Annotated in this window: 18 protein-coding genes; 3 read left to right on the top strand and 15 right to left on the bottom strand. The window is 62.9% G+C overall.

From position 1 onward, the window contains the following. Window positions 1-47: 47 nt before the first annotated feature. The 14 genes from ACFQU1_RS13890 to ACFQU1_RS13825 all read right to left on the bottom strand — a co-directional run bounded on the left by ACFQU1_RS13890 (window position 48) and on the right by ACFQU1_RS13825 (window position 14,694). On the bottom strand, window positions 48-1,082 hold the full coding sequence (locus ACFQU1_RS13890) for a CobW family GTP-binding protein (protein WP_378133458.1): 1,035 nt from the start codon (window positions 1,080-1,082) through the stop codon (window positions 48-50). Continuing rightward, window positions 1,079-1,405, bottom strand: coding sequence for a hypothetical protein (locus ACFQU1_RS13885; protein WP_378133457.1), 327 nt, complete (start codon window positions 1,403-1,405; stop codon window positions 1,079-1,081). Before ACFQU1_RS13885 ends, ACFQU1_RS13890 begins: the two co-directional genes overlap by 4 nt. 70 nt (window positions 1,406-1,475) lie before the next feature. Beyond that, the gene (locus tag ACFQU1_RS13880; RefSeq protein ID WP_378133455.1) at window positions 1,476-2,693 is read right to left on the bottom strand and encodes a sugar ABC transporter substrate-binding protein; all 1,218 of its coding nucleotides are present in this window, start codon (window positions 2,691-2,693) and stop codon (window positions 1,476-1,478) included. A gap of 38 nt (window positions 2,694-2,731) precedes the next feature. Next, a complete protein-coding gene (locus ACFQU1_RS13875; protein WP_378133453.1) occupies window positions 2,732-3,745 on the bottom strand; it encodes an ABC transporter permease in 1,014 nt (337 codons plus the stop codon). Next, window positions 3,742-4,719 carry an ABC transporter permease gene (locus ACFQU1_RS13870; RefSeq protein WP_378133451.1) on the bottom strand — a complete coding sequence of 326 codons (978 nt, stop codon included), beginning with the start codon at window positions 4,717-4,719 and terminating at the stop codon, window positions 3,742-3,744. The genes ACFQU1_RS13875 and ACFQU1_RS13870 overlap by 4 nt, the downstream gene beginning before the upstream one ends. A gap of 2 nt (window positions 4,720-4,721) precedes the next feature. Continuing rightward, window positions 4,722-6,257 (bottom strand): sugar ABC transporter ATP-binding protein, encoded by a 1,536-nt coding sequence (locus ACFQU1_RS13865; RefSeq protein ID WP_378133449.1) that lies wholly within the window; start codon window positions 6,255-6,257, stop codon window positions 4,722-4,724. Window positions 6,258-6,377: 120 nt separating this feature from the next. Next, complete coding sequence (locus ACFQU1_RS13860) at window positions 6,378-7,277, bottom strand: polysaccharide deacetylase (protein ID WP_378133447.1); 900 nt, start codon at window positions 7,275-7,277, stop codon at window positions 6,378-6,380. A gap of 50 nt (window positions 7,278-7,327) precedes the next feature. Beyond that, window positions 7,328-8,089, bottom strand: a complete 762-nt coding sequence (locus ACFQU1_RS13855; protein ID WP_378133445.1) for a FadR/GntR family transcriptional regulator — start codon at window positions 8,087-8,089, stop codon at window positions 7,328-7,330. An 81-nt stretch (window positions 8,090-8,170) separates the two neighbouring features. Beyond that, window positions 8,171-8,920 (bottom strand): SDR family NAD(P)-dependent oxidoreductase, encoded by a 750-nt coding sequence (locus ACFQU1_RS13850; RefSeq protein ID WP_378133443.1) that lies wholly within the window; start codon window positions 8,918-8,920, stop codon window positions 8,171-8,173. A gap of 31 nt (window positions 8,921-8,951) precedes the next feature. Next, window positions 8,952-10,007, bottom strand: coding sequence for an ABC transporter ATP-binding protein (locus ACFQU1_RS13845; RefSeq protein WP_378133441.1), 1,056 nt, complete (start codon window positions 10,005-10,007; stop codon window positions 8,952-8,954). After that, window positions 10,004-11,023 carry an ABC transporter ATP-binding protein gene (locus ACFQU1_RS13840; protein ID WP_378133439.1) on the bottom strand — a complete coding sequence of 340 codons (1,020 nt, stop codon included), beginning with the start codon at window positions 11,021-11,023 and terminating at the stop codon, window positions 10,004-10,006. The genes ACFQU1_RS13845 and ACFQU1_RS13840 overlap by 4 nt, the downstream gene beginning before the upstream one ends. A gap of 13 nt (window positions 11,024-11,036) precedes the next feature. Next, window positions 11,037-12,047: an ABC transporter permease gene (locus tag ACFQU1_RS13835; RefSeq protein WP_378133437.1), complete on the bottom strand. Its 1,011-nt coding sequence runs from the start codon at window positions 12,045-12,047 to the stop codon at window positions 11,037-11,039. Continuing rightward, window positions 12,047-12,970 carry an ABC transporter permease gene (locus tag ACFQU1_RS13830; protein WP_378133435.1) on the bottom strand — a complete coding sequence of 308 codons (924 nt, stop codon included), beginning with the start codon at window positions 12,968-12,970 and terminating at the stop codon, window positions 12,047-12,049. Before ACFQU1_RS13830 ends, ACFQU1_RS13835 begins: the two co-directional genes overlap by 1 nt. A gap of 62 nt (window positions 12,971-13,032) precedes the next feature. Beyond that, a complete protein-coding gene (locus ACFQU1_RS13825) occupies window positions 13,033-14,694 on the bottom strand; it encodes an ABC transporter substrate-binding protein (protein WP_378133433.1) in 1,662 nt (553 codons plus the stop codon). 213 nt (window positions 14,695-14,907) lie between these two features. Between ACFQU1_RS13825 and ACFQU1_RS13820 the strand changes: the two genes are divergently transcribed. The 3 genes from ACFQU1_RS13820 to ACFQU1_RS13810 all read left to right on the top strand — a co-directional run bounded on the left by ACFQU1_RS13820 (window position 14,908) and on the right by ACFQU1_RS13810 (window position 18,317). Next, window positions 14,908-15,888: an asparaginase gene (locus tag ACFQU1_RS13820; protein WP_378133431.1), complete on the top strand. Its 981-nt coding sequence runs from the start codon at window positions 14,908-14,910 to the stop codon at window positions 15,886-15,888. 179 nt (window positions 15,889-16,067) lie between these two features. Continuing rightward, window positions 16,068-17,144, top strand: a complete 1,077-nt coding sequence (locus ACFQU1_RS13815) for a tartrate dehydrogenase (RefSeq protein WP_378133429.1) — start codon at window positions 16,068-16,070, stop codon at window positions 17,142-17,144. Between the two features lie 9 nt (window positions 17,145-17,153). Next, window positions 17,154-18,317, top strand: coding sequence for a mandelate racemase/muconate lactonizing enzyme family protein (locus tag ACFQU1_RS13810; RefSeq protein WP_378133427.1), 1,164 nt, complete (start codon window positions 17,154-17,156; stop codon window positions 18,315-18,317). Between the two features lie 55 nt (window positions 18,318-18,372). Here ACFQU1_RS13810 and ACFQU1_RS13805 read toward each other — a convergent pair whose 3' ends face one another. Next, window positions 18,373-18,939: a DUF2380 domain-containing protein gene (locus tag ACFQU1_RS13805; RefSeq protein ID WP_378133425.1), complete on the bottom strand. Its 567-nt coding sequence runs from the start codon at window positions 18,937-18,939 to the stop codon at window positions 18,373-18,375. Window positions 18,940-19,111: the final 172 nt, after the last annotated feature.

Here is a 19,111-nt window from a genome sequence, read left to right as displayed (position 1 = left end):
CCGCATAGGGCGAGCAGGACGCAGGCGTTTCATGAAGGCGGACGGCCTCAGGAGACCATGCGGATGTCAGAGGGGGAGGCGAGCGCGAAGGCGGCGAAGGAGCGTTTCAGAAGGTCGAGATCAAGCCCGTCGACGATGAAGACGATGCGCGAGCGGCGGTCGTCGGTCGGCCAGGCGTCCATATGAACGGGTGTATGCACCAGATGCTGCACGCCATGGATCGCAACCGGCCGCGCCTCGCCGGCGATATTCAGAATGCCCTTCACCCGGAGCACGCGCTCGCCGTGCCGATTGAGCAACATCGTCAGCCAAATACCGAAGGCCGTCCAGTCGACAGCCTCGTCGAGCGTCAGGACACATGAAGCGATCGCCGAGCGGTGCACTCGCCCGTCGGCGGTCGCGAGATCCGCAGGTTCCTCGCAGAAGAAGCCACTTTCCGACTGAAGGAGGCTGCCGCGGGTCGCCGACCGGGGTTCCAGCAAATCTGCGACGTCCAGATCGTCTTGTGATTGCACCAGCATCGCGTCTGGATTGATGCGCCGCAGCCGGTCGACGAGCAATCCGATCTCATCCTCCGTGGCGAGATCGGCCTTGGTCACCACGAGCCGGTCGGCGATCGCGACCTGCCGATTGGACTCGATATAGGTATCGAGCTCGGTGGCACCGTTGACCGCATCGACGGTGGTGATCACATTGCCCGGCTTGAAATGGTGCCGCAGCACCGGATCTGCCTTGATGGTGGAGAGCACCGGGAAAGGATCCGCAAGCCCGGTGCTTTCGATCACCAGCCGCCGGAACGGCGGCACGAGGCCGCGCCCACGCTTCGCGTGCAAATCGCGGATGGCATCGGCCAATTCGCCGCGCACGGTGCAGCACAGGCAGCCCGACTGCAGCAGGACCATGGTCTCGTCGATCCGCTCGACCAAGTGATGGTCGAGGCCGACCTCGCCGAATTCATTGATCAGAACGGCCGTATCGCCGAGGGCTGGGTCGCTCAGCATGCGTTTGAGAAGCGTCGTCTTGCCGGAGCCGAGAAAGCCCGTGAGAAGGTTGACCGGCGTGAAGGCTGGGAACTCGATCATCGCATGACTTCCATGCGTTCGATCAGTTCCGGATCGAGCGGATCACAGGCCCTGCCGGAGAGACGCTCGGCCGCCGGCCAGAGATGACCGAGATCGTCGATGATCGCGGTCTTGCCGGTGCGGGTGGAAATCACGAAGGATGATCCCTGCCAGTCCGCGATCCGCATGCCGAAGGGCGCGAGCACGCGGTTCGCGACCCTGACGCGATTGGCGCGCTCGCGGCGACGATCGCTGCCTTGGGCGTTGCGCGTATAGACGCCAGGACGGGCCACAGCGTCAGTCCAATGGTCGCTCGCTCCGAGAACACCGCACAGCGAACACATGGCCTCATCCTCGGCAAGGGGCGGCCTCGACGGATCGAGGCCGCGGCGTTTCAGGCAGAACAGGCGACCATCAGGGCACCGGGATCGGCTGCACCTTGTTGGGCTCGAGCCAGTCCTTCGGCGCCTCGCATTTGCTGCAGTTGATGCCGGGCAGACTGTCGGCATAGGTCACCGCCGGCAGCTCCGTGATTGTGGCGCCGGAGGTCGGCGTCCCCTCCTGCACGGATTTGAGGCTTACTTCCGGCACCAGCTTGCCGTCGAGGGCGGTGTCGATGAAGAGCGGCGGCACCTTGTCGGCCGGGAATGTATTGCAGCCGTCGGTGAATGTCTCACCGGTGCATATTTTCACATCCTTAGCCTCGACCCAAGGCAGCGGATATTCGATATTGTTGCCGGTGAGCTTCTTCTTGCCCGTCAAGACCTCCATCATGAGCTTGAAGGCATAGGGGCCGACGGCCGGGCCGGCGCTGGACGATACGCCCTTGAGCCCCTTTGCCTGCATGGCGGGGTCGGCGATCATCAGGCGGTAGCCGTTGTTGGACTGCCCGGCAATGACGACCAGCCGGTCCGGCCGATTATTGATGACGGCCTGCAGCGACCCGTAAGTTCCGTCGACCGTCCAGATGGCATCGACATTCGGATGGGCAGCCAAGATCTTGGCCACCTCTTCCTGGGACGTGGCATCGTTCCAGTTGCCGTAGAAATCACCGACGATCTTGATGCCCGGATATTTCTTGAAGACGCCATAGGCCTGCTTGTCATAGGTGCTGGTCACGGTCGTGCCGGCGACGCCGTGGTTGAAGATCAGCTCGCCCTTGCCGCCCATCTGATTGACCATCCACTGCGCCGTGTTGGCGCCGTAGCGAGCCGTAATATTGCTGACATTATGAGCGCAGGGCTCCGTTACCGTGCTGTCGTAGGTGAAGACCACGACGCCCTTGTCGCAGGCCTGCTTGATCACACGGTTGAGGGCGGTGGGCGACAGCGGATAGAGCAGGATGGCATTCGCGCCGGCGGCGATCATGCTTTGCAGGTCCGAGATCTGCTTCTGGACGTCGGTGCCCGAGATGATGGTCTTGAACTCCACCGTCTTGTCATAGGGCGGGGTCGCGGCCAGCGCCTTTATGCCGTTGGCGGCACCGGCCTGCCAGGTATTGCCGCTGTAGCTCATGTTGAGGAACACCTTGAAGGGCTCCTGCGCCTGTGCGGCGGAAGCCCCCAATCCGAGCAAGGCCGCGGCAGCGGCAGCCACCCACCCGCGAGGCGATCGATACGAAGTCATTGTCATGCTCCCTCTCCTTTTTCTGTGCGTAAAGCGCCCGCCGATCAGCGGCCTCGCAGGTTCAACCGCCCCTGTTGGAGCAGCAAAGCGATGATGATAATTCCGCCCTGCACCAGATCGCGAAATCCCTGGGACAGGCTGAGCGTCGTGATGACCGTCGATAGCGTGCTCAGGAAAAGTGCTCCCGCGAAGGTGCCGAGGTAAATGCCGGAGCCACCGGTCACACGCGCCCCCCCGATCACGACTGCTGCGATGCTGGGCATCAGGAGCGCATTACCCATATCGAGGGTAGCGCTCGACGAATAACCCGCAAGAAGAATTCCGGTAATGCCGGCACACAAGCCGCTGATCGCATACACGACGATCGTCAGGGCGGCGATGGGAAGGCCGAGCACCCGGGCAGCGCCCGGGCTGCTGCCGATCGCGTAGAGCTTGCGGCCCTCGGCGCTGCGGTTCTGGAAGAGCCAGGCAAGGAGGACGAACAGAGCGGTAAAGAAGATCGGATAGGGAATGCCGAACAGCCGGCCGCTCATGAACTGCTGCAGGGCCGGTGCGACCGCCTGCTGCGAATTGCCCGCCGTAAAACCGAGGGCGACTCCGAAGAAAGTGATGCCCGAGGCGAGCGTCACGATGAAGGGCGGCATTTTGGCGATGGCGACGCCCACGCCATTGATCAGTCCAATGCCGAGGCAACTCAGGAGCGTCAGAGGAATGGCATAGAGCAGCGCGTCGTTGCTGCCGCGGGTCAGGTCCGCGATCATCATGCCGCCGATGCCGATAACCACCCCGAGAGACAAGTCTATCCCGCCGAGGAGGATGACGAGCCCTTGGCCGAATGAGGCGACCACGAGGAAGATGGCCGTCACCAGGATGGCGGTCAGCTGCTCGAAGGAGCCGAAGCTCGGATTGGCGATCTTCATGCCGATGACGAGGAGCGCAGTCGCGGCGAACACCATCAGCGCCGGCACGAGCTCGGGTGCGATGACGCCACGCCTGATGGCGGCGGCCTCGGCGAGATCCTGCGCGATGGCGGGCGTCGTGATCTTCTCGTCCGTCATCGGGCCTGCCTCCCGCGGGGGCCGCGCGCCAGAAGCGCCGAGAGCTGGCCGAAGAGGATTGCCAGTATCATCATGATCCCGTTGAAAATGTTGGTGTAGAAGTCGGCGACACCAAGCGCGAACAACATTTTCTGCAAAACGGTGAGAATAGCGGCGCCGGCCAGCGTGCCGACGATGCCTCCGCGTCCACCCATGAGAGAGGTCCCGCCGATGGCGACGGCGGCAAACATGAACAGCAGAAATGAATCGCTGATTCTGGGATCGCCCGAACCGATCTCGGCGCTGAAGACGAAGCCCGCGAGCGCGTAGAAGAGGCCGGCGAGAATGAAGGCGAGGAGCTTGGTTGCCCTGACGTTCAGGCCCGAGAGGCGCGCGGCCGCCTCGTCCGTTCCGACAGCATAGAGCGCAATGCCCAGGCGGGACTGTTTGAGCAGGAGCCAGAATGCGAGCGCGAGCGCCAAGAGGATTGCAGGCACGGGCACACCGAAGAGATCGCCGGTAATGCCATAGGCGATCTCTTCGACCACCTCGCCCCCGGGCGCCGGCAGAATGAGCAGTGCGATGCCCTGGCAGGCGATCAAGGTGCCCAATGTCACGGCGAGCGACTGCAGGCGGAGATAGGCGACCAGGACGCCGTTGAGGCCGCCGACGACCAGGCCGATGGCGAGAACGGCCACAAAGCTGCCCAGCGGCCCCAGACTGCCGGCGCTCGTGGTCGCAACGACGACATTGGCGATGGCGATGATGCCGGGGCCGGACAAGTCGAGCTCTCCGCAAAGCACGACCAGCGTCAGACCGGCGGCGGCCAGCGCAAGGACGATCATATTGTTGAGGAGATTGCTCATCCCGAACATGGAAAGCGCGGAGGGTTCGTGCAGCGCGTAGACCGCGAACATGACCAGCAGCAGCCCGGTGGCGGCCATGGCGCCGCCACCCAAAGTCCGTCTCTCCCTCCAGGCCACCAGGCTCGCCATCGCTATGCCTCCTCGACGGCAGAAAGCCGCGCCTCGTTGCGATATCCGGAGGCAAGCGACAGGATGCGGTCCTGCGACAAGACCTCGAGATCCAATTCGCCGGCGATCGCATGCCGATAAAGAACCAGACAACGGTCGCAGAGCTGGACGATCTCGTCGAGCTCCGTCGAGTAGAAAAGGATCGCGCCGCCGTCCCGCACGAAGGCACGCATCATGGCATAGATGTTCTGCTTGGCGCCGACGTCGACGCCCCTCGTCGGATCGAACAGCAGCAGGCATTTGGCGCCGGTGAGCAAGGCGCGCGCCAGCACCGCCTTCTGCTGGTTGCCGCCGGACAGAGCGCCGATGTTGAGCGGCAGATAGCGTTGGGACAAGTTCACCGCCGGAAGCACAGCCTCGACAACCCGCCGCTCCCTCGACCGATTGACGAGGTTGAGTGGACTCGCTTCGTTGATGACGGGCAGCGAGATATTCGCTTGGGTCGTCAAGTCGTGGAACAACCCCTCCGATTTGCGCTCCTCGGGAACGAGCGTCACCCCCAGCCGGCGTGCCGTCCGCGGCGAACGGATCGTGACCGGTGTGCCATTCACAGCGATCGTGCCCTCGCCCAATGGCGACAGGCCGACCAGCGACTTGAACAGGCTGGACTGTCCATGACCCTCGAGCCCTGCGACGCCCAGGATCTCACCCGGCGCCAGGGAGAAGCTCACGTCATCGACGCCCGGCCCCTTGAGACGGCTGACCTCGAGCACCGGTTTCGCATTCGGCCGCACCGCCGATGGCGCGCGCACGAAGGCCTCGACCGCCGAGCGTCCAGCCATGCTGCTGAAAATCGCCGCGTCGCTCATCGCGGCAACGTCGCTCTCCAGCACCTTCTTGCCGTTGCGCAGGATAACGCAGCGTCGGCACAACCGGCGTATCTCGTCGAGCTTATGGCTGATGTAGAGGACCGAGGTTCCGCCGCGGACGACGTCATCGACGAGCCCAAAGAGCCATTCGCGGTCGGACAGGGCGGCAGTCGCCTCGTCGAGGACGAGAACGGCCGGGCGATGGCGAAGGGCTCTGACGATCTCGACCTTCTGCCTCAGGCCGAGTGGCAGGTGCTCGACGAGAGCCGACGGCGCGATGTCGGCAATCCCATAGCTGCGGAGGATGTCACCCGCCTCACCTTCGATGCTGCGGGTCGACACGAGGCCCAGCCTGTTGAGCCTGGGACGAGGCAGAAAGAGATTGGCGGCCACCGAGAGTGTCGGGATCAGGCTGAGTTCCTGAAAGGCCGTCGCCACCCCGGCCGCGCGAGCATCAAGAATGCCTTGCGGCCGGAAGGGATTGCCGCGCAGGTGAATGCTGCCGGAATCGGGCGTTACCACGCCACTCAGGATCTTCACGAGCGTTGATTTGCCCGCGCCGTTCTCACCGAGCAGGCCGCAGACCTCGCCCGCCTGCAACGCGAAGGAGACGTCGTCGAGCGCGACCGTCGCTCCGTATCGCTTGGATACGGATTGGAAGTCGAGCACGGTCTGCGCCTTTTCCTTCATGCCGGGTCTCCCGTCATCGGCTCGGCGAACGTCAACTTGCGATCTCAGGCCGATTTGATCCTGTCGCCCGCGGCGACGGCCCGCTCCCTCAAGCGGACCGCCCAACGGGGCAGCTGAGCCTCAGGATTTCGGCCGCGCGGCGCCGCTGCGCGGATAGCGCTTGGCGAAATCGGTCGCGATCTCCTCCATCGTCGCGAATTTCACGCCATCGAATCCCTTGAGATAATCGAAGATCCTCTCGTGCATCTTCAACACATGCGGCTTGCCAGACACGTCGGGATGAATGGTGAGCGGAAAGACGGCGTAGTCATAGTTTTCGTAGACCCAGTCGAACTGGTCGCGCCACATCTGTTCTATGTCGCGCGGGTTGACGAACCCATGGCTGTTGGGCGAGGCCTTGATGAACATCATCGGCGGAAGATCATCGAGATACCAGGAGGCCGGAATTTCGATGAGATCGGTCTCCTCACCCTGCGTGTAAGGCTTCATCCAGGCAGACGGGTGCTTCGAATAGTCGATCTTCGTCCATTCATCGCCGACGGTGACGTAATAGGGATGATGGTCGTTATGCATCAGCGAATGATCGTAGAAGACGCCCTTCTGCTTCAGAAGCTCATTGGTCTTGGAGCCGAACTCCCACCAGGGCGCGACATAACCGCGAGGCCCTTTGCCCGAGAGCTTGGTGATGAGATCGACGCATTTGTCGAAGATCGCTTCTTCCTGCTCGGGCGACATGGCGATCGGGTTTTCGTGGCTGTAGCCGTGCATGCCGATCTCGTGGCCGGCATCCGCGACCTGCTTCATCTCGTCCCAGAAGCTCTCGATGGAATGGCCGGGGATGAACCACGTAGTCTTGATGCCCCACTTCTCGAACATGCGAAGCAGGCGCAGACTTCCAACCTTCCCAGCGAAAGTGCCGCGGGATATGTCGCAAGGACTATCCTCGCCGCCATAAGAGCCGAGCCAGCCGGCGACGGCATCGACATCCACCCCATAGGATACGAATATTTCTTTCGCCATTTCTCTGTCCTCTCTTGCTCGATGTCCCTGGGCCGCAGGGGTGTCCAAGGCTAAGGCAGTTCTGACGGTGGCAGCCCGGCCCGGCTTCCCGCCATGCTGATATGCTTTCGCATGTAGTAGTTCGCGCCATCGGGATCGGCCATGGAGATGGCTTCCACGATACGGTCGTGCTCCTGGACGGCGACCAGCAGATTGCCGGGCCGCTCCGTCGGCAGCCGCTGGCTTTCGAGCAGCACGCTCGCGAAGGTCTGGTGCATGTCCACCAGGAGATTATTGCGCGAAATGCGCATGATGAGGTTGTGAAAATCGAAATCCGCCTGCGCATAGGCGGCAAGATCGCTGGCGCGGGCCGCCTTGCGGAAGGCGAGTGCGCAATCCTTCAGATCGACGATCTCCTGCTCCGTATGCCCGACGGCGGCCAGTTCCGCCGCATAACTCTCCACGACATATCGAAATTGATAGACCTCGCGGAGCGAATACCGCGCCGCAAATCGCCATGACGGCCTGGCCCCCACGTCGGAGGGATCGGCGCAGACGAAGCCCCTCCCCCCTTCCCGCGCTACGATCTCGCCAATGGTCGCAAGGATCGATAGCGCCTCGCGCAATGTCGCCCGGCTGACCTTGAGGTCCCGGGCCAGGGTGCGTTGCGGCGGCAAGACGTCGCCCGGGCGCAGTTGGCCATCGCGGATCATGGCCTGCAAGGCGGCGACGGTCGCCTGGGCGACCGCACCGCCCGGCTCGCGACGCTCCCGCTGCTCCGGCAGGGGAAAGACCGCTTTCCCTCGAGCGTCCTGCACATCATGTTTGGTCATGGCGCCCCCCGCAGCAAAGTTGCTGGCCTGTAGCTAGAACAACATGCATCGGGATGGAACCATTCACCGGACTGACCACGGTCAGATCATCACGTCACCGCCGTTCGGGTTCATCGTCGCGCCCACGTAATAAGCCCCCTCGTCGGAGGCGAGCAGCACGGCCGTCGGCGCGATTTCATCGACGCTTCCGGCGCGGCCGATTGGCAGCTCGCCCAGCTTTCGCTTCTTCCAGTCTTCCGGAAGCGCCTTGTACAGATCGGTCTCGATCGGGCCGGGACAAATGGCGTTGACGGTGATGCCGTCGCGCGCGACTTCATAGGCGAGTGAACGCGTGAAGCCGATGACGCCGGCCTTGGCGGCCGCGTAATGAGCCATCTCGGGTGCACCCTTATGGCCGAGTTGGGACGCGATATTGATGATGCGTCCGGACTTGCGGGCGATCATCGGCTTGAGCACAGCGCGCGTGCAAAGGAACACGCTGCGCAGATTGACGGCCATCATCTCATCCCACATCGCCGTGCTCATCTCGGCGACCACGGATGTCGTGTCGATGCCGGCGTTGTTGACGAGGATATCGATGCGACCGAGCGCAGCTTCGACGTCTGCAACCGCGGCCTTGACCTGCGCTTCGTCGCTGACATCGGCGGCGACTGCAAAGGTCGTCCCGCCGAACTCCTTCAAGGCCGAAGCCCGCGCCTGGGCCGCATCGAGCTTGAGATCGAGCACGGCGACGTCGGCGCCCTCGCGCGCGAAGGCTGTCGCAATCGCCCCGCCGATTCCCCTTGCCCCACCGGTGACCAGAGCTTTCTTGCCTGAGAGACGTCCTGACATGTTGCTGTTCCCGTCGTGCTTGGGTTGGAAACTATTGAGGCGGAGCCGCGGGGCTGTCTGGTGCCGCCCGGCCGAGTATGCGTTCGGCTTCCCGCATGAAGACGTTGAAGGTGTCGGATGCCGGCACCGACGCGGCGACGTCCGCATGGCGGAAGCAGTGGACGGAATGGCGCTCGCCAACGATTTCGGCCGGCGGCATCTCGCGTCGGCAGCGGTCGATGACGAAGGGGCAGCGCGAGGCGAGAAAGCAGCCCTTGGGCAGATTGATGGGGCTCGGTATTTCGCCTTTCAGGCTGACGCTGCTCTCGATCTTCAGATGGGGATGCGGAAGCATGACCGACGACAGCAATCCGCTCGAATAAGGATGCTGCGGACGGTTGAAGACCGTCTCGGCGCTTCCCTGCTCCACGATCATGCCGAGATACATCACGGCGACGCGATGGCTGATGAAGCGCACCGTCGACAGGTCGTGCGATATGAAAAGATAGGCCGTATTGCGCTCGGCCTGGATCCGCCGCAACAGATCGATGATCTCGGCGCGCGCGGTCGGATCGAGCGCCGAGGTGGGCTCGTCCAGCACGACCAGTTCCGGCCCCGTCACCATGGCGCGCGCTATCCCCACGCGCTGCTGCTGGCCGGAGGCGAGTTCGGAGGGATAGGCATCGAGAAGCTCGGGATCGAGCCGTACGAGGTTCAGCGCATCCACGGTCTTGCGCCGCCGCGTCTCGCGATCGAGTTTTAGCGGCAGCAGGGGCTCGCCGATCGTCTCGCCGATCTTCATGCGGGGATCGAGCGATTCGTTCGGCTCCTGGAACACGAACTGGATCTTTCCGAGAAGCGCCTGGCGATGCTGCTTGCGTTCAGCCAGATCCGTGCCGTGAAAGCAGATAGTGCCGCCGCTCGGCTCAATGAGCCCGGCGATGCACCGCCCGACCGTCGTCTTGCCGGAGCCGCTCTCCCCGACGAGGCCCAATGTCTCGCCCGGCTCGATCGACAGGCTGACGCCGTTGATCGCCTGGACGACCTGCTTGGACCCGGCGATCGGGAACCGCTTGTAGAGATTCTCGATGGTCAGGATCGCGCTCATGCGTGCCTCACGGGGAAAAGACAGCGCGCGAAATGCCCGGCTTCGATCTCGACGAGGGGCGGCTTCTGCGTCCGGCACACGGGCTGGGCGATCGGGCAGCGGTTGGCATATTGGCAGCCGGCGCTCGGCTCGCGCCGCCGGCCGGTCTCCTGCACGCTCCAGCTGTCGCGCAACTTAGGGCTATGCGAGAAGGCGGCGAGCAGCATCAGCGTATAGGGATGGGCGGGCTGCAGGAACAGCTGCTCGCGCGAGGCGACCTCCACGATCTCGCCTGCGAAGAGCACGGCTATGCGATCGCAGAAATGCGCGGTGATGCCGACATCGCGCGTAATGAAGAGCATCGCGCTGCCGTGGTCGGCGGCGAGTTTGGTGAGCAATGCCAGGATCTGCGCCTGAACGGTGACGTCGAGCCCGCTGGTGGCATCGTCGGAGATCACGAATGCCGGATTGCAAATGAGCGCCATGGCGATGACGACACGTTGCGCCATTCCGCCGGACAGTTCGTGCGGATAGGCCGCCATCCGCCGTTCGGGGTCCGGGATCTGGACATCGCGCAGCATCTGCAGCGCCATCCTCCGTGCTTCCGTGCCGCTCACCTGCAGGTGGATCTTCGCCATCGACGCGATCTGATCACCGACGGCGAGCAGAGGGTTGAGCTCGGCGCGAGGATTGGGCACGACAACCGACAGATGGCGCCCACGCAGGCGCCGCAGCGCAGCTTCCGGCAGGGCGAGGATCTGCCGGCCCTGAAAATGCACTTCGCCACCGCTGATGCGCCCCGGCCCCGGCGGCACGCCCAAGATCGAGCGCGCGAGCGTCGTCTTTCCGGCGCCGCTTTCGCCGACCAGGCCGAGGATCTCGCCCGGCTGAACCGCGAGATCGACGCCTTTCAGGACCTCCTTCGGCTCCCGGCTGCCGGAGGGAAAAGTCACACGCAGATTCCGAATCTCGATGAGCGGCCGGCCTGCCTCGCTGGCGGCGCTGCGTGGATGCGTGGTGACTTCTGCTGTGACCAAGGACATCCTCGCACTAATGGCTGATACGCGGGTCGAGCAGGACGTAGAGAAGGTCGACCGCGATATAGACGATGAGTGAAAAAATCGCCGAGAACAGAACGAAGCCGAGCACAGGGTAGATGTCGGAGTTCAACACGCCCTGCACTGCATATTGTCCCGCGCCGCCCCAGGAAAAGATGATCTCGACGAGAACGGCGCCGCCGATCAGGAAACCATAAAGGACGCTGATGATGGTGACGATCGACGGAAGGGCGTTGCGCAAGGCGTGGCGCACCACCAGGTTCTGCGGAACGCCGCAGAGCACTTCGTAACGGCTGAAGTCGGCCTCCAGCATCTTCTCCATCGTCGCCTGCGTCATCTTCAGGATCGGCCCGGCATTGAGCAGGCCGAGCGTGAGCACGGGCAGAACGAGATGGGCGCATGCCGACCAGAAGGCCTCGAGGTCGCCGGCGAGCAGGGCGTCGACCGTCAATGCGCCCGTTATCGGCGCCGGCGGAAGGACCACCATGTCGATGCGCCCGAGCGGGGCCGGGGCCCAGCCGAGCAGTGTGTAGAAGACGAAGATCAGGACCAGCGCAAACCAGAAATCGGGCAGCGCGCCGGCACTAAGCCCGTAGAGATCCGAGAGCCGCGCCACCCACCCGTTGGGCTTGCGTGCGGCATAGACCCCCAAGGTGACGCCGATGATGATCGCCAGAAGGAGGGAAAAGGTGACGAGCTCGAGCGTCGCCGGGAAGCGCTGCAGCAGGTCTTCCAGCACCGGTCGTGTCGTTTGCCAGGATGTGCCGAGATCGCCGTGAAGCAAATTGCCGACATAGATCAGGAATTGCATGTAGAGCGGCTGATCGAGCCCGAGCTGCTGCCGCAGGGCGGCGATGGCCGATGGTGTGGCCGTCGGCCCAAGCATCAGCACGGCCGGGTCGCCCGGAATGCTTTTAACCAGCAAGAAACTGACCAATACGATGCCGAGCAGTTGCGGAATGACGAAGACGAGCCGCTTTGCGAGATAGGCGACGATGCGCATCAGGCGGGCTCCGCCGGCGCAGGGTGACCGAGGCGCCGCTCGCGCACTTCGCTCAAGAGCTCGCGCCGCTTGGCAGGGTCGGCGAGAACCTCGATCGACGCCCCCACCAGCGAGAAGCCGAAAACGGTGATCGCCAGCATGGCGCCCGGGAACATCGAGGGCCACCATTGCCCCGTGACGACATTCTGGAAGCCCATGGCGATCATGCTGCCCCATTCCGGCGTCGGAGCGCGCACGCCCGCGCCGACGAAGGACAGCGCGGACGTCAACAGAATCCCCCAGCCGATATTGACCGACAGCTGTGCGAGCACCGGCGCCATGGCATTCGGGACGATATGGCGAAGGATCGTCTGCATATCGGAGAGGCCATTGACCTGAGAGGCCTCGACATAGCGCATCGCGCGGATGCTCAGCACCTGCGAGCGCATGAGCCGCAAGTAGATCGGGGCATTCACGAAGGCGATCGCGAGCACGACCGTCTGGATGCTTTGGCCGAGGCTCGCCACCAGGGCGATCGCAAAGACGAAGACCGGGAAGGCCTGCAGAACGTCGGCCGCGCGCATGACGGCGAAAGAAAGCCAGACGCGGATGCCGCGCCCGGTGCTGTAGAAGCCGACGACCGCACCCAGCGAGCCGCCGGTCAGCGCCGACAGCAGGGTTCCGAGAACCGCGATCGTGAGATCGATGCGCGGCGCATAGATCGCCCGGCTGAAGATATCCATGCCGACATTGTCGGTGCCGAAGAGATGGGCGGCGCTCGGCGGCTGAAGAAAATTCGCCGAGTCCGCCTCGGTGGGGGAATAAGGGGCGATGACCGGCGCCAGAATCGCGAGCAGCGTAATGGCAATGACGATCAGATAGCCGATTGCAAATCTCGGCCGGATGACCGCCAGCCTTGCAACAAGGCCAAGCTTCGACAACATCGCCGCCCTTCCGACATCGATTGATCTCCCGCGGGGCTGAGCCCCGCGGAAGGCGGGCATAATCAACCCCGCGAGAAGTCCTGGAACCGCAGGTTATTGGACGTGTAATAGGTGAAGCCTTTCAGCCCGGCCTTCCGCGCCAATGTATATTGCGGATAGGCAATGAAGCCCCAGGGCGCCTCGTCCATCAAGGTCTTCTGGACAGCCGTGTATTTCTCCTTGCGGACGTTGTCGTCCAAGGTAGCAAGGCCATCCTTGATCAGCTGATCGACCTCAGGATTATTGTAGTTTGAATAATTCACATAACTTTCAGAGTTGAAATAGAGATATGTGGAATAGCCGGGATCCGGCGTCCAAGGCGAGTCGAGATAGAAAATCATCGGCTTGGCGCGCTTGGTCACATTCTCGTAGAACACGCCGGCCGGCAGCTTCTCGAGGGTTACGTCGATGCCGATTTGCCGGAGCGAGGTCTGAATGAGCAGCGCTATAGGCTCCTGCGTCGGGTCGCCGGCGTTGTAGGATAGGGTCGTCGACAGCTTCGATGCGCCTGCCTTTTCCAGCATTTGCTTCGCCTTGGCGAGGTCATAGCCATAGGTGAAGAAGCTCTCATCGGCCATCGGATAGATGTAGGGCATCGGCGCCTTTTGCTGATCCGCATACCCATAGTAGATCGTGCGGATAATCTCATCGCGCGGAATAGCGAGGTTCACAGCGCGGCGCACGTCGACATTGTCGAAGGGCGCGATCTTGGCATTGAGCTCCAGCCAGATCATGTAGGATGAATCCACAGCATCGACAGCCACGTTCTGCTGCTTTTTCAGCGCTTCGAGCTCACGCGGCTGAAGGAATTGCGCGATATCCACAGCACCGCCCTGCAGCAGCGAGAAGCGGCTCGACGACTGGGGCACCTCGCGCATGATCACGCGCTTCATGAAGGGCTTTTCGTCCCAGTAATCGTCGCGCGCTTCGAAGACGGCCTGCTGGCCGCGTACGAGTTGCGAGAGCCGATAGGGGCCGAAGCCGGCACTGTCGTTCTTCAGGAAATTGACCGCCCAGGGGTCATCCGTGCCGCCCACTTGCGCACATTTGGTGGCGTCATAGATCGGATTGGCGAGATTGCACTGCTGCTTGAGCAGAAGCGGATTCGGCTGGTCCAGGTTGAACGAGACCACGTAATCGCCTTCGACCTTGATCTGATCGGGCGACTTCAGGCCAAGGACGGCGGTTTGAAACAGGCCCTGGCCTTTGAGGTTGAACTTGCGGTCCCAAGTCCATTTCACGTCCTTGGACGTAAACCGGTTACCCCAGTTGGACACGACGCCTTCACGAAGCTTGAAGGTTGCCTTGCGTCCGTCCGGGGCCATCTCCCATTTCTCGGCAAGCCTGCCGCGCAAGGCGAGATTGTTCGGCTTGTCGGTGTGCACCGAGGTGTCCTCACGCAGGACGCCTGGCGCGTTGGGATCCTCGATCTTATCGTAGGCCAGCATGTATTCGTAAAGCGCGCCAAGAGAGTCGATGGAACCGAGGCTCACGTCGAATTCGATATCCAGACCCTGCGGCGTCGCCGGAGCGGCAATAACCAAAGTGTTCGCCGCACCTTGCGCGCGAGCCTGCCCCATCCCGCCCAGCGAAGGCACCATCGCCGCACCACCCGCGGCCGCGGTCGTCTGCAGGAACTGCCGACGCGTCGGCCCCAACTGAATTCTGGTGAATTTGCCAGACATTGCCGTTCCCCATTGGTAGCGCCTTGGCGCGCCACTCTCCATTCGCCACTTGGACAGACCAAATGGCGCTTTCATTATTAGGGAACAATTTGGCCTGACCGTCAACACGAAAGAATGTCCAATTTTCGAGCATTAACTGCCTAAAATGCGTAGCTTCTTGATTTGTTGGTCTGACCAACTTATGCAGCTTGAAGCCTGCAGCGAGGGACCACAATGCGCAATGTCTGTCTGATCACAACAGGGGGAACCATCGCGTCCAAGCTTGAACCCGCAAGCGGTCATGTCACCGCCAGTGTCACCGGCGCCGAATTGCGCGCCGGGCTTCACGACCCGCTCGACGGGATTACTGTGACCATCGAAGAATTCTGCAACGTCGGCAGCTATGCCATAGATCTACCCTTGGGCTTTGCGCTGGCGCGGCGCATCGGCGAGGTGCTGCAAGACCCGGCTTGTGACGGCGTGGTCGTCACCCACGGCACGGATACGATGGAGGAAAGCGCCTATATGGCCGACCTCCTCGTGCAATCCGACAAGCCGATCGTGTTCACCGGCGCGCAATATGCTGCCGATGAACCCAATCCGGACGGACCCCGCAATATCGCCAACGCCATTCGACTTGCTGCTTCGCAGAATGCATCAGGGCTCGGCGCGGTCGTCTGCTTCGAGCAAGAATTCCATGCCGCACGCGACGTCACGAAATCCCATACCTCGCGGGTAGACACTTTCATCTCGGCCGAACATGGCAAATTGGGCGAGGTCGACGGTGACCGCATCATCGTTCACCGCAGGCCCGTCCTGCGCCGCAATTATCGTGCCGAGGCGGTGGAGCAGGGCGTGGAGCTGATCAAGCTGGTGATGGGCTCGAGCGACCGCTTCATCCGCTTCGCGGCCGAGAACGGCGCGAGGGCCATCGTGATAGAGGGCTTCGGCCGCGGCAATGCAACGCCGGCGGTCACTGCCGCCGCCATCGACGCGGTCAAGAGCGGCATCCCCGTTGTCATGACGAGCCGCTGCCAGCGCGGACGCGTCAAGCCGATCTACGGCAGCGGCGGCGGGAAGAGCTTGGCCGAAGGAGGCGTCATCTTTGCCGGCGACCTGAGCGGCCCGAAAGCGCGGGTACTCGTTTCGGTTTTGCTCGGAATGGGTCTGGATACCGATCGCTTGCGCAAGGAGATCGAATATCTCGGGGGATGAGCCCCCTTCGCACGCGCCCAGCACAACCGCGGTCGCCTCCCGTAATGCCCCAGAACAGAGACCGGCGCGGCGGACGAGATCGCCCGGCGGTTGCTGCGGATCGCCCCGACGTGCAACAAGATGGCTTCACATCCGGCGGTCTTCACCGCATCCACGGTCATACAAGTCGAGGACATATCATGCCAGCGCAGAAGCACAGGATTGCCGTCATCGCGGGCGATGGCATCGGCAAGGAAGTGGTGCCCGAAGGCCTCCGGGTGCTCAAGGTCGCTGCAGCACGCTTCGGCATCGATCTCGCCTTCGACCATTTCGATTTCGCCTCCTGCGACTACTATGCCAAGCATGGGCAGATGATGCCCGACGACTGGAAGGCCAGGATCGAAAGGCATGATGCCATCTTCTTCGGCGCGGTCGGCTGGCCGGCGACGGTGCCCGATCATGTCTCGCTGTGGGGATCGCTCCTGCAGTTCCGGCGCGAGTTCGACCAGTATGTCAATCTGAGGCCCGTCCGCCTGATGCCCGGCGTGCCGGCACCGCTTGCCAATCGCAAGCCCGGCGATATCGACTTCTTCGTCGTGCGCGAGAACACGGAGGGCGAGTATTCCTCCATCGGCGGCAAGATGTTCCCCGGCACCGACCGCGAGATCGTCGTGCAGGAGACGGTGATGTCCCGCGTCGGCGTCGACCGGATCCTGCGTTATGCTTTCGAATTGGCGCGGAAGCGGCCCCGTCGGCACCTAACCTCGGCCACCAAGTCGAACGGCATCTCCATTACCATGCCCTATTGGGACGAGCGCGTCGAAGAAATGGCCGCGCATTATCCAGATGTCACCTGGGACAAGTATCACATCGACATCCTGACCGCGCATTTCGTGCTCAATCCGGATCGCTTCGACGTTGTCGTCGCATCCAATCTCTTCGGCGATATCCTGTCGGACCTCGGCCCCGCCTGCACTGGCACAATCGGCATTGCGCCGTCGGCGAATATCAATCCCGAGGGGCGCTTTCCCTCGCTCTTCGAGCCGGTGCACGGCTCTGCGCCCGATATCGCCGGCAAGGGCGTCGCCAATCCGATCGGGCAGATCTGGACGGCCGCCATGATGCTGGACCATCTCGGCTATGAGGAGGCCGGCCGGGCAATCGTCGCGGCGATCGAGACGACGCTCAAGAATGAGGCGACGAGAACCCGTGATCTCGGCGGCAAGGCCGATACGGAGACCTGCGGCAAGGCGGTGGCAGCCGCGCTGGAGCTTTGAGGAGACGCCATGCGCATCGTCGACATCCGCGAAAAGACGGTCTCGATCGCCTCGCCGATCGCCAATGCCTATATCGACTTTTCCAAGATGACGTGCTCGGTCGTCGCGGTGGTCACCGATGTCATGCGCGACGGCAAGCCGGTCGTCGGCTACGGCTTCAACTCCAATGGCCGCTACGGCCAGGGCGCCTTGATGCGTGACCGCTTCATCGCGCGCGTGCTGGACGCCGATCCTGAGACGCTGATCGATCGCGACAACGACAATCTCGACCCCTTCGCCATCTGGAAGACCCTGATGACGAACGAGAAGCCCGGCGGCCACGGTGAGCGCTCGGTCGCCGTCGGGACGATCGACATGGCCGTATGGGACGCGATCGCCAAGATCGCCGGCGTTCCCCTGTGGCGGCTCCTCGCCGACCGCTACCGCAACGGGATGGCCGACGAAAAGGTCTGGGTCTATGCGGCGGGCGGCTACTACTATCCCGGCAAGGACCATGCGAAGCTCAAGGACGAGATGAGAAGCTATCTCGACCGCGGCTACAAGGTCGTGAAAATGAAGATCGGGGCGGCATCGCTCGAAGAGGATCTCCGCCGCATCGACGCCGTTCTCACCGTGGTCGGCGAAGGCCGGCATCTCGCCGTCGACGCCAACGGCCGCTTCGATCTCGATACGGCCATCGCCTATGCCAAGGCGCTCAGGCCCTATGGCCTCTTCTGGTACGAGGAGGCGGGCGATCCCTTGGACTATGCCCTGCAGGCCGAGCTCGCCGCGCATTACGAAGGCCCGATGGCGACGGGTGAGAATCTTTTCTCACACCAGGACGCGCGCAACCTGCTGCGCTACGGCGGCATGCGTCCGGATCGCGATTTCCTGCAGTTCGACTGCGCGCTCTCCTACGGCCTCGTCGAATATCTGCGCACGCTGGATGTGATGAAGGAACTCGGCTGGTCCACCCGCCGCGTCGTTCCGCATGGTGGGCATCAAATGTCGCTGAACATCGCGGCCGGCCTGCATCTCGGCGGCAATGAATCCTATCCGGATGTTTTCCAGCCCTTCGGCGGCTTTGCCGATAATATCGCCGTTCAAGACGGCTATGTCGCGCTTCCCGAGAGCCCGGGCGTCGGCTTCGAGGCCAAATCGCAGCTCTACCGCTTGATGAAAGAACTCGCCTGAGCCGAGGCCCCTCACCTGCGGCGGGCTTGCCACTCGCCGACAGCCGATCTCCGGATCAGGGATTCGACGCGACTTTCACGTCATCCATATAGCCCGCCATGAAGGCAGCCGCCCTGCGAAAGGCCTCGTCGGTATCCCCGCGAAAGCTGAACCGGCGATCGAGAATGAGCTTTCCCTGCTGCAAATCCACGGCCTGCATGAGCGCCCACTGCACGAGCGTGCTCGTCTTATGGACGCCGCCATAGATCAGGATGCGGGCGCCGGCCTGCCGTGCTGCCTGCAGCAGATCGTCGGCAGAAACCTTTCCGGCCGAGCACGGCGAAGCCGGGCAGGTCAGCGAAACGATCTTGTACTTGCCCTGCGCCGTGAGACGGTCGCGCAAAAGCCCGGCAAAGGCGTCGACACGGGCCGCGTGCTCCGTGGTTCGTGTGCTGTCCTCACCGGCCGTATCGTCATTGTCGAAGTCGGCGATTGCAACGGAAACAACGGCCTGCTGACTTGCGGCAAAGCTCTGGAACGAACCGAAGGAGGTCAGCAGAAGGCCGGCGCAGGCGAGCGCGAGCAATGGCCGGAGGGATGCACGAGCAGCAATGCGTAGAGCAGCACGGCGAAGCAAAAGCATTATCGCCTCCGGTGGTGTGATACCGACCTCTACGATCCTACAGAAAATGCAATGCCCGTCTACCCTGCCACGGGATATCGATCTTATGCCGGTGCTCGCGGGGCGGATACGCGAGCCGAGCTTCGCCAGGGATCAGCGGGCCGTCGTGCACACTCCCGGCTGGAGGTGGGCG

The sequence above is a fragment of the Chelatococcus sp. GCM10030263 genome (genome assembly GCF_042666455.1).
In the GTDB taxonomy this organism is placed as follows: domain Bacteria; phylum Pseudomonadota; class Alphaproteobacteria; order Rhizobiales; family Beijerinckiaceae; genus Chelatococcus.
The sequence above is the reverse complement of the archived record's forward strand: the minus strand, read 5'-3'. Positions and strand labels throughout refer to the sequence as shown.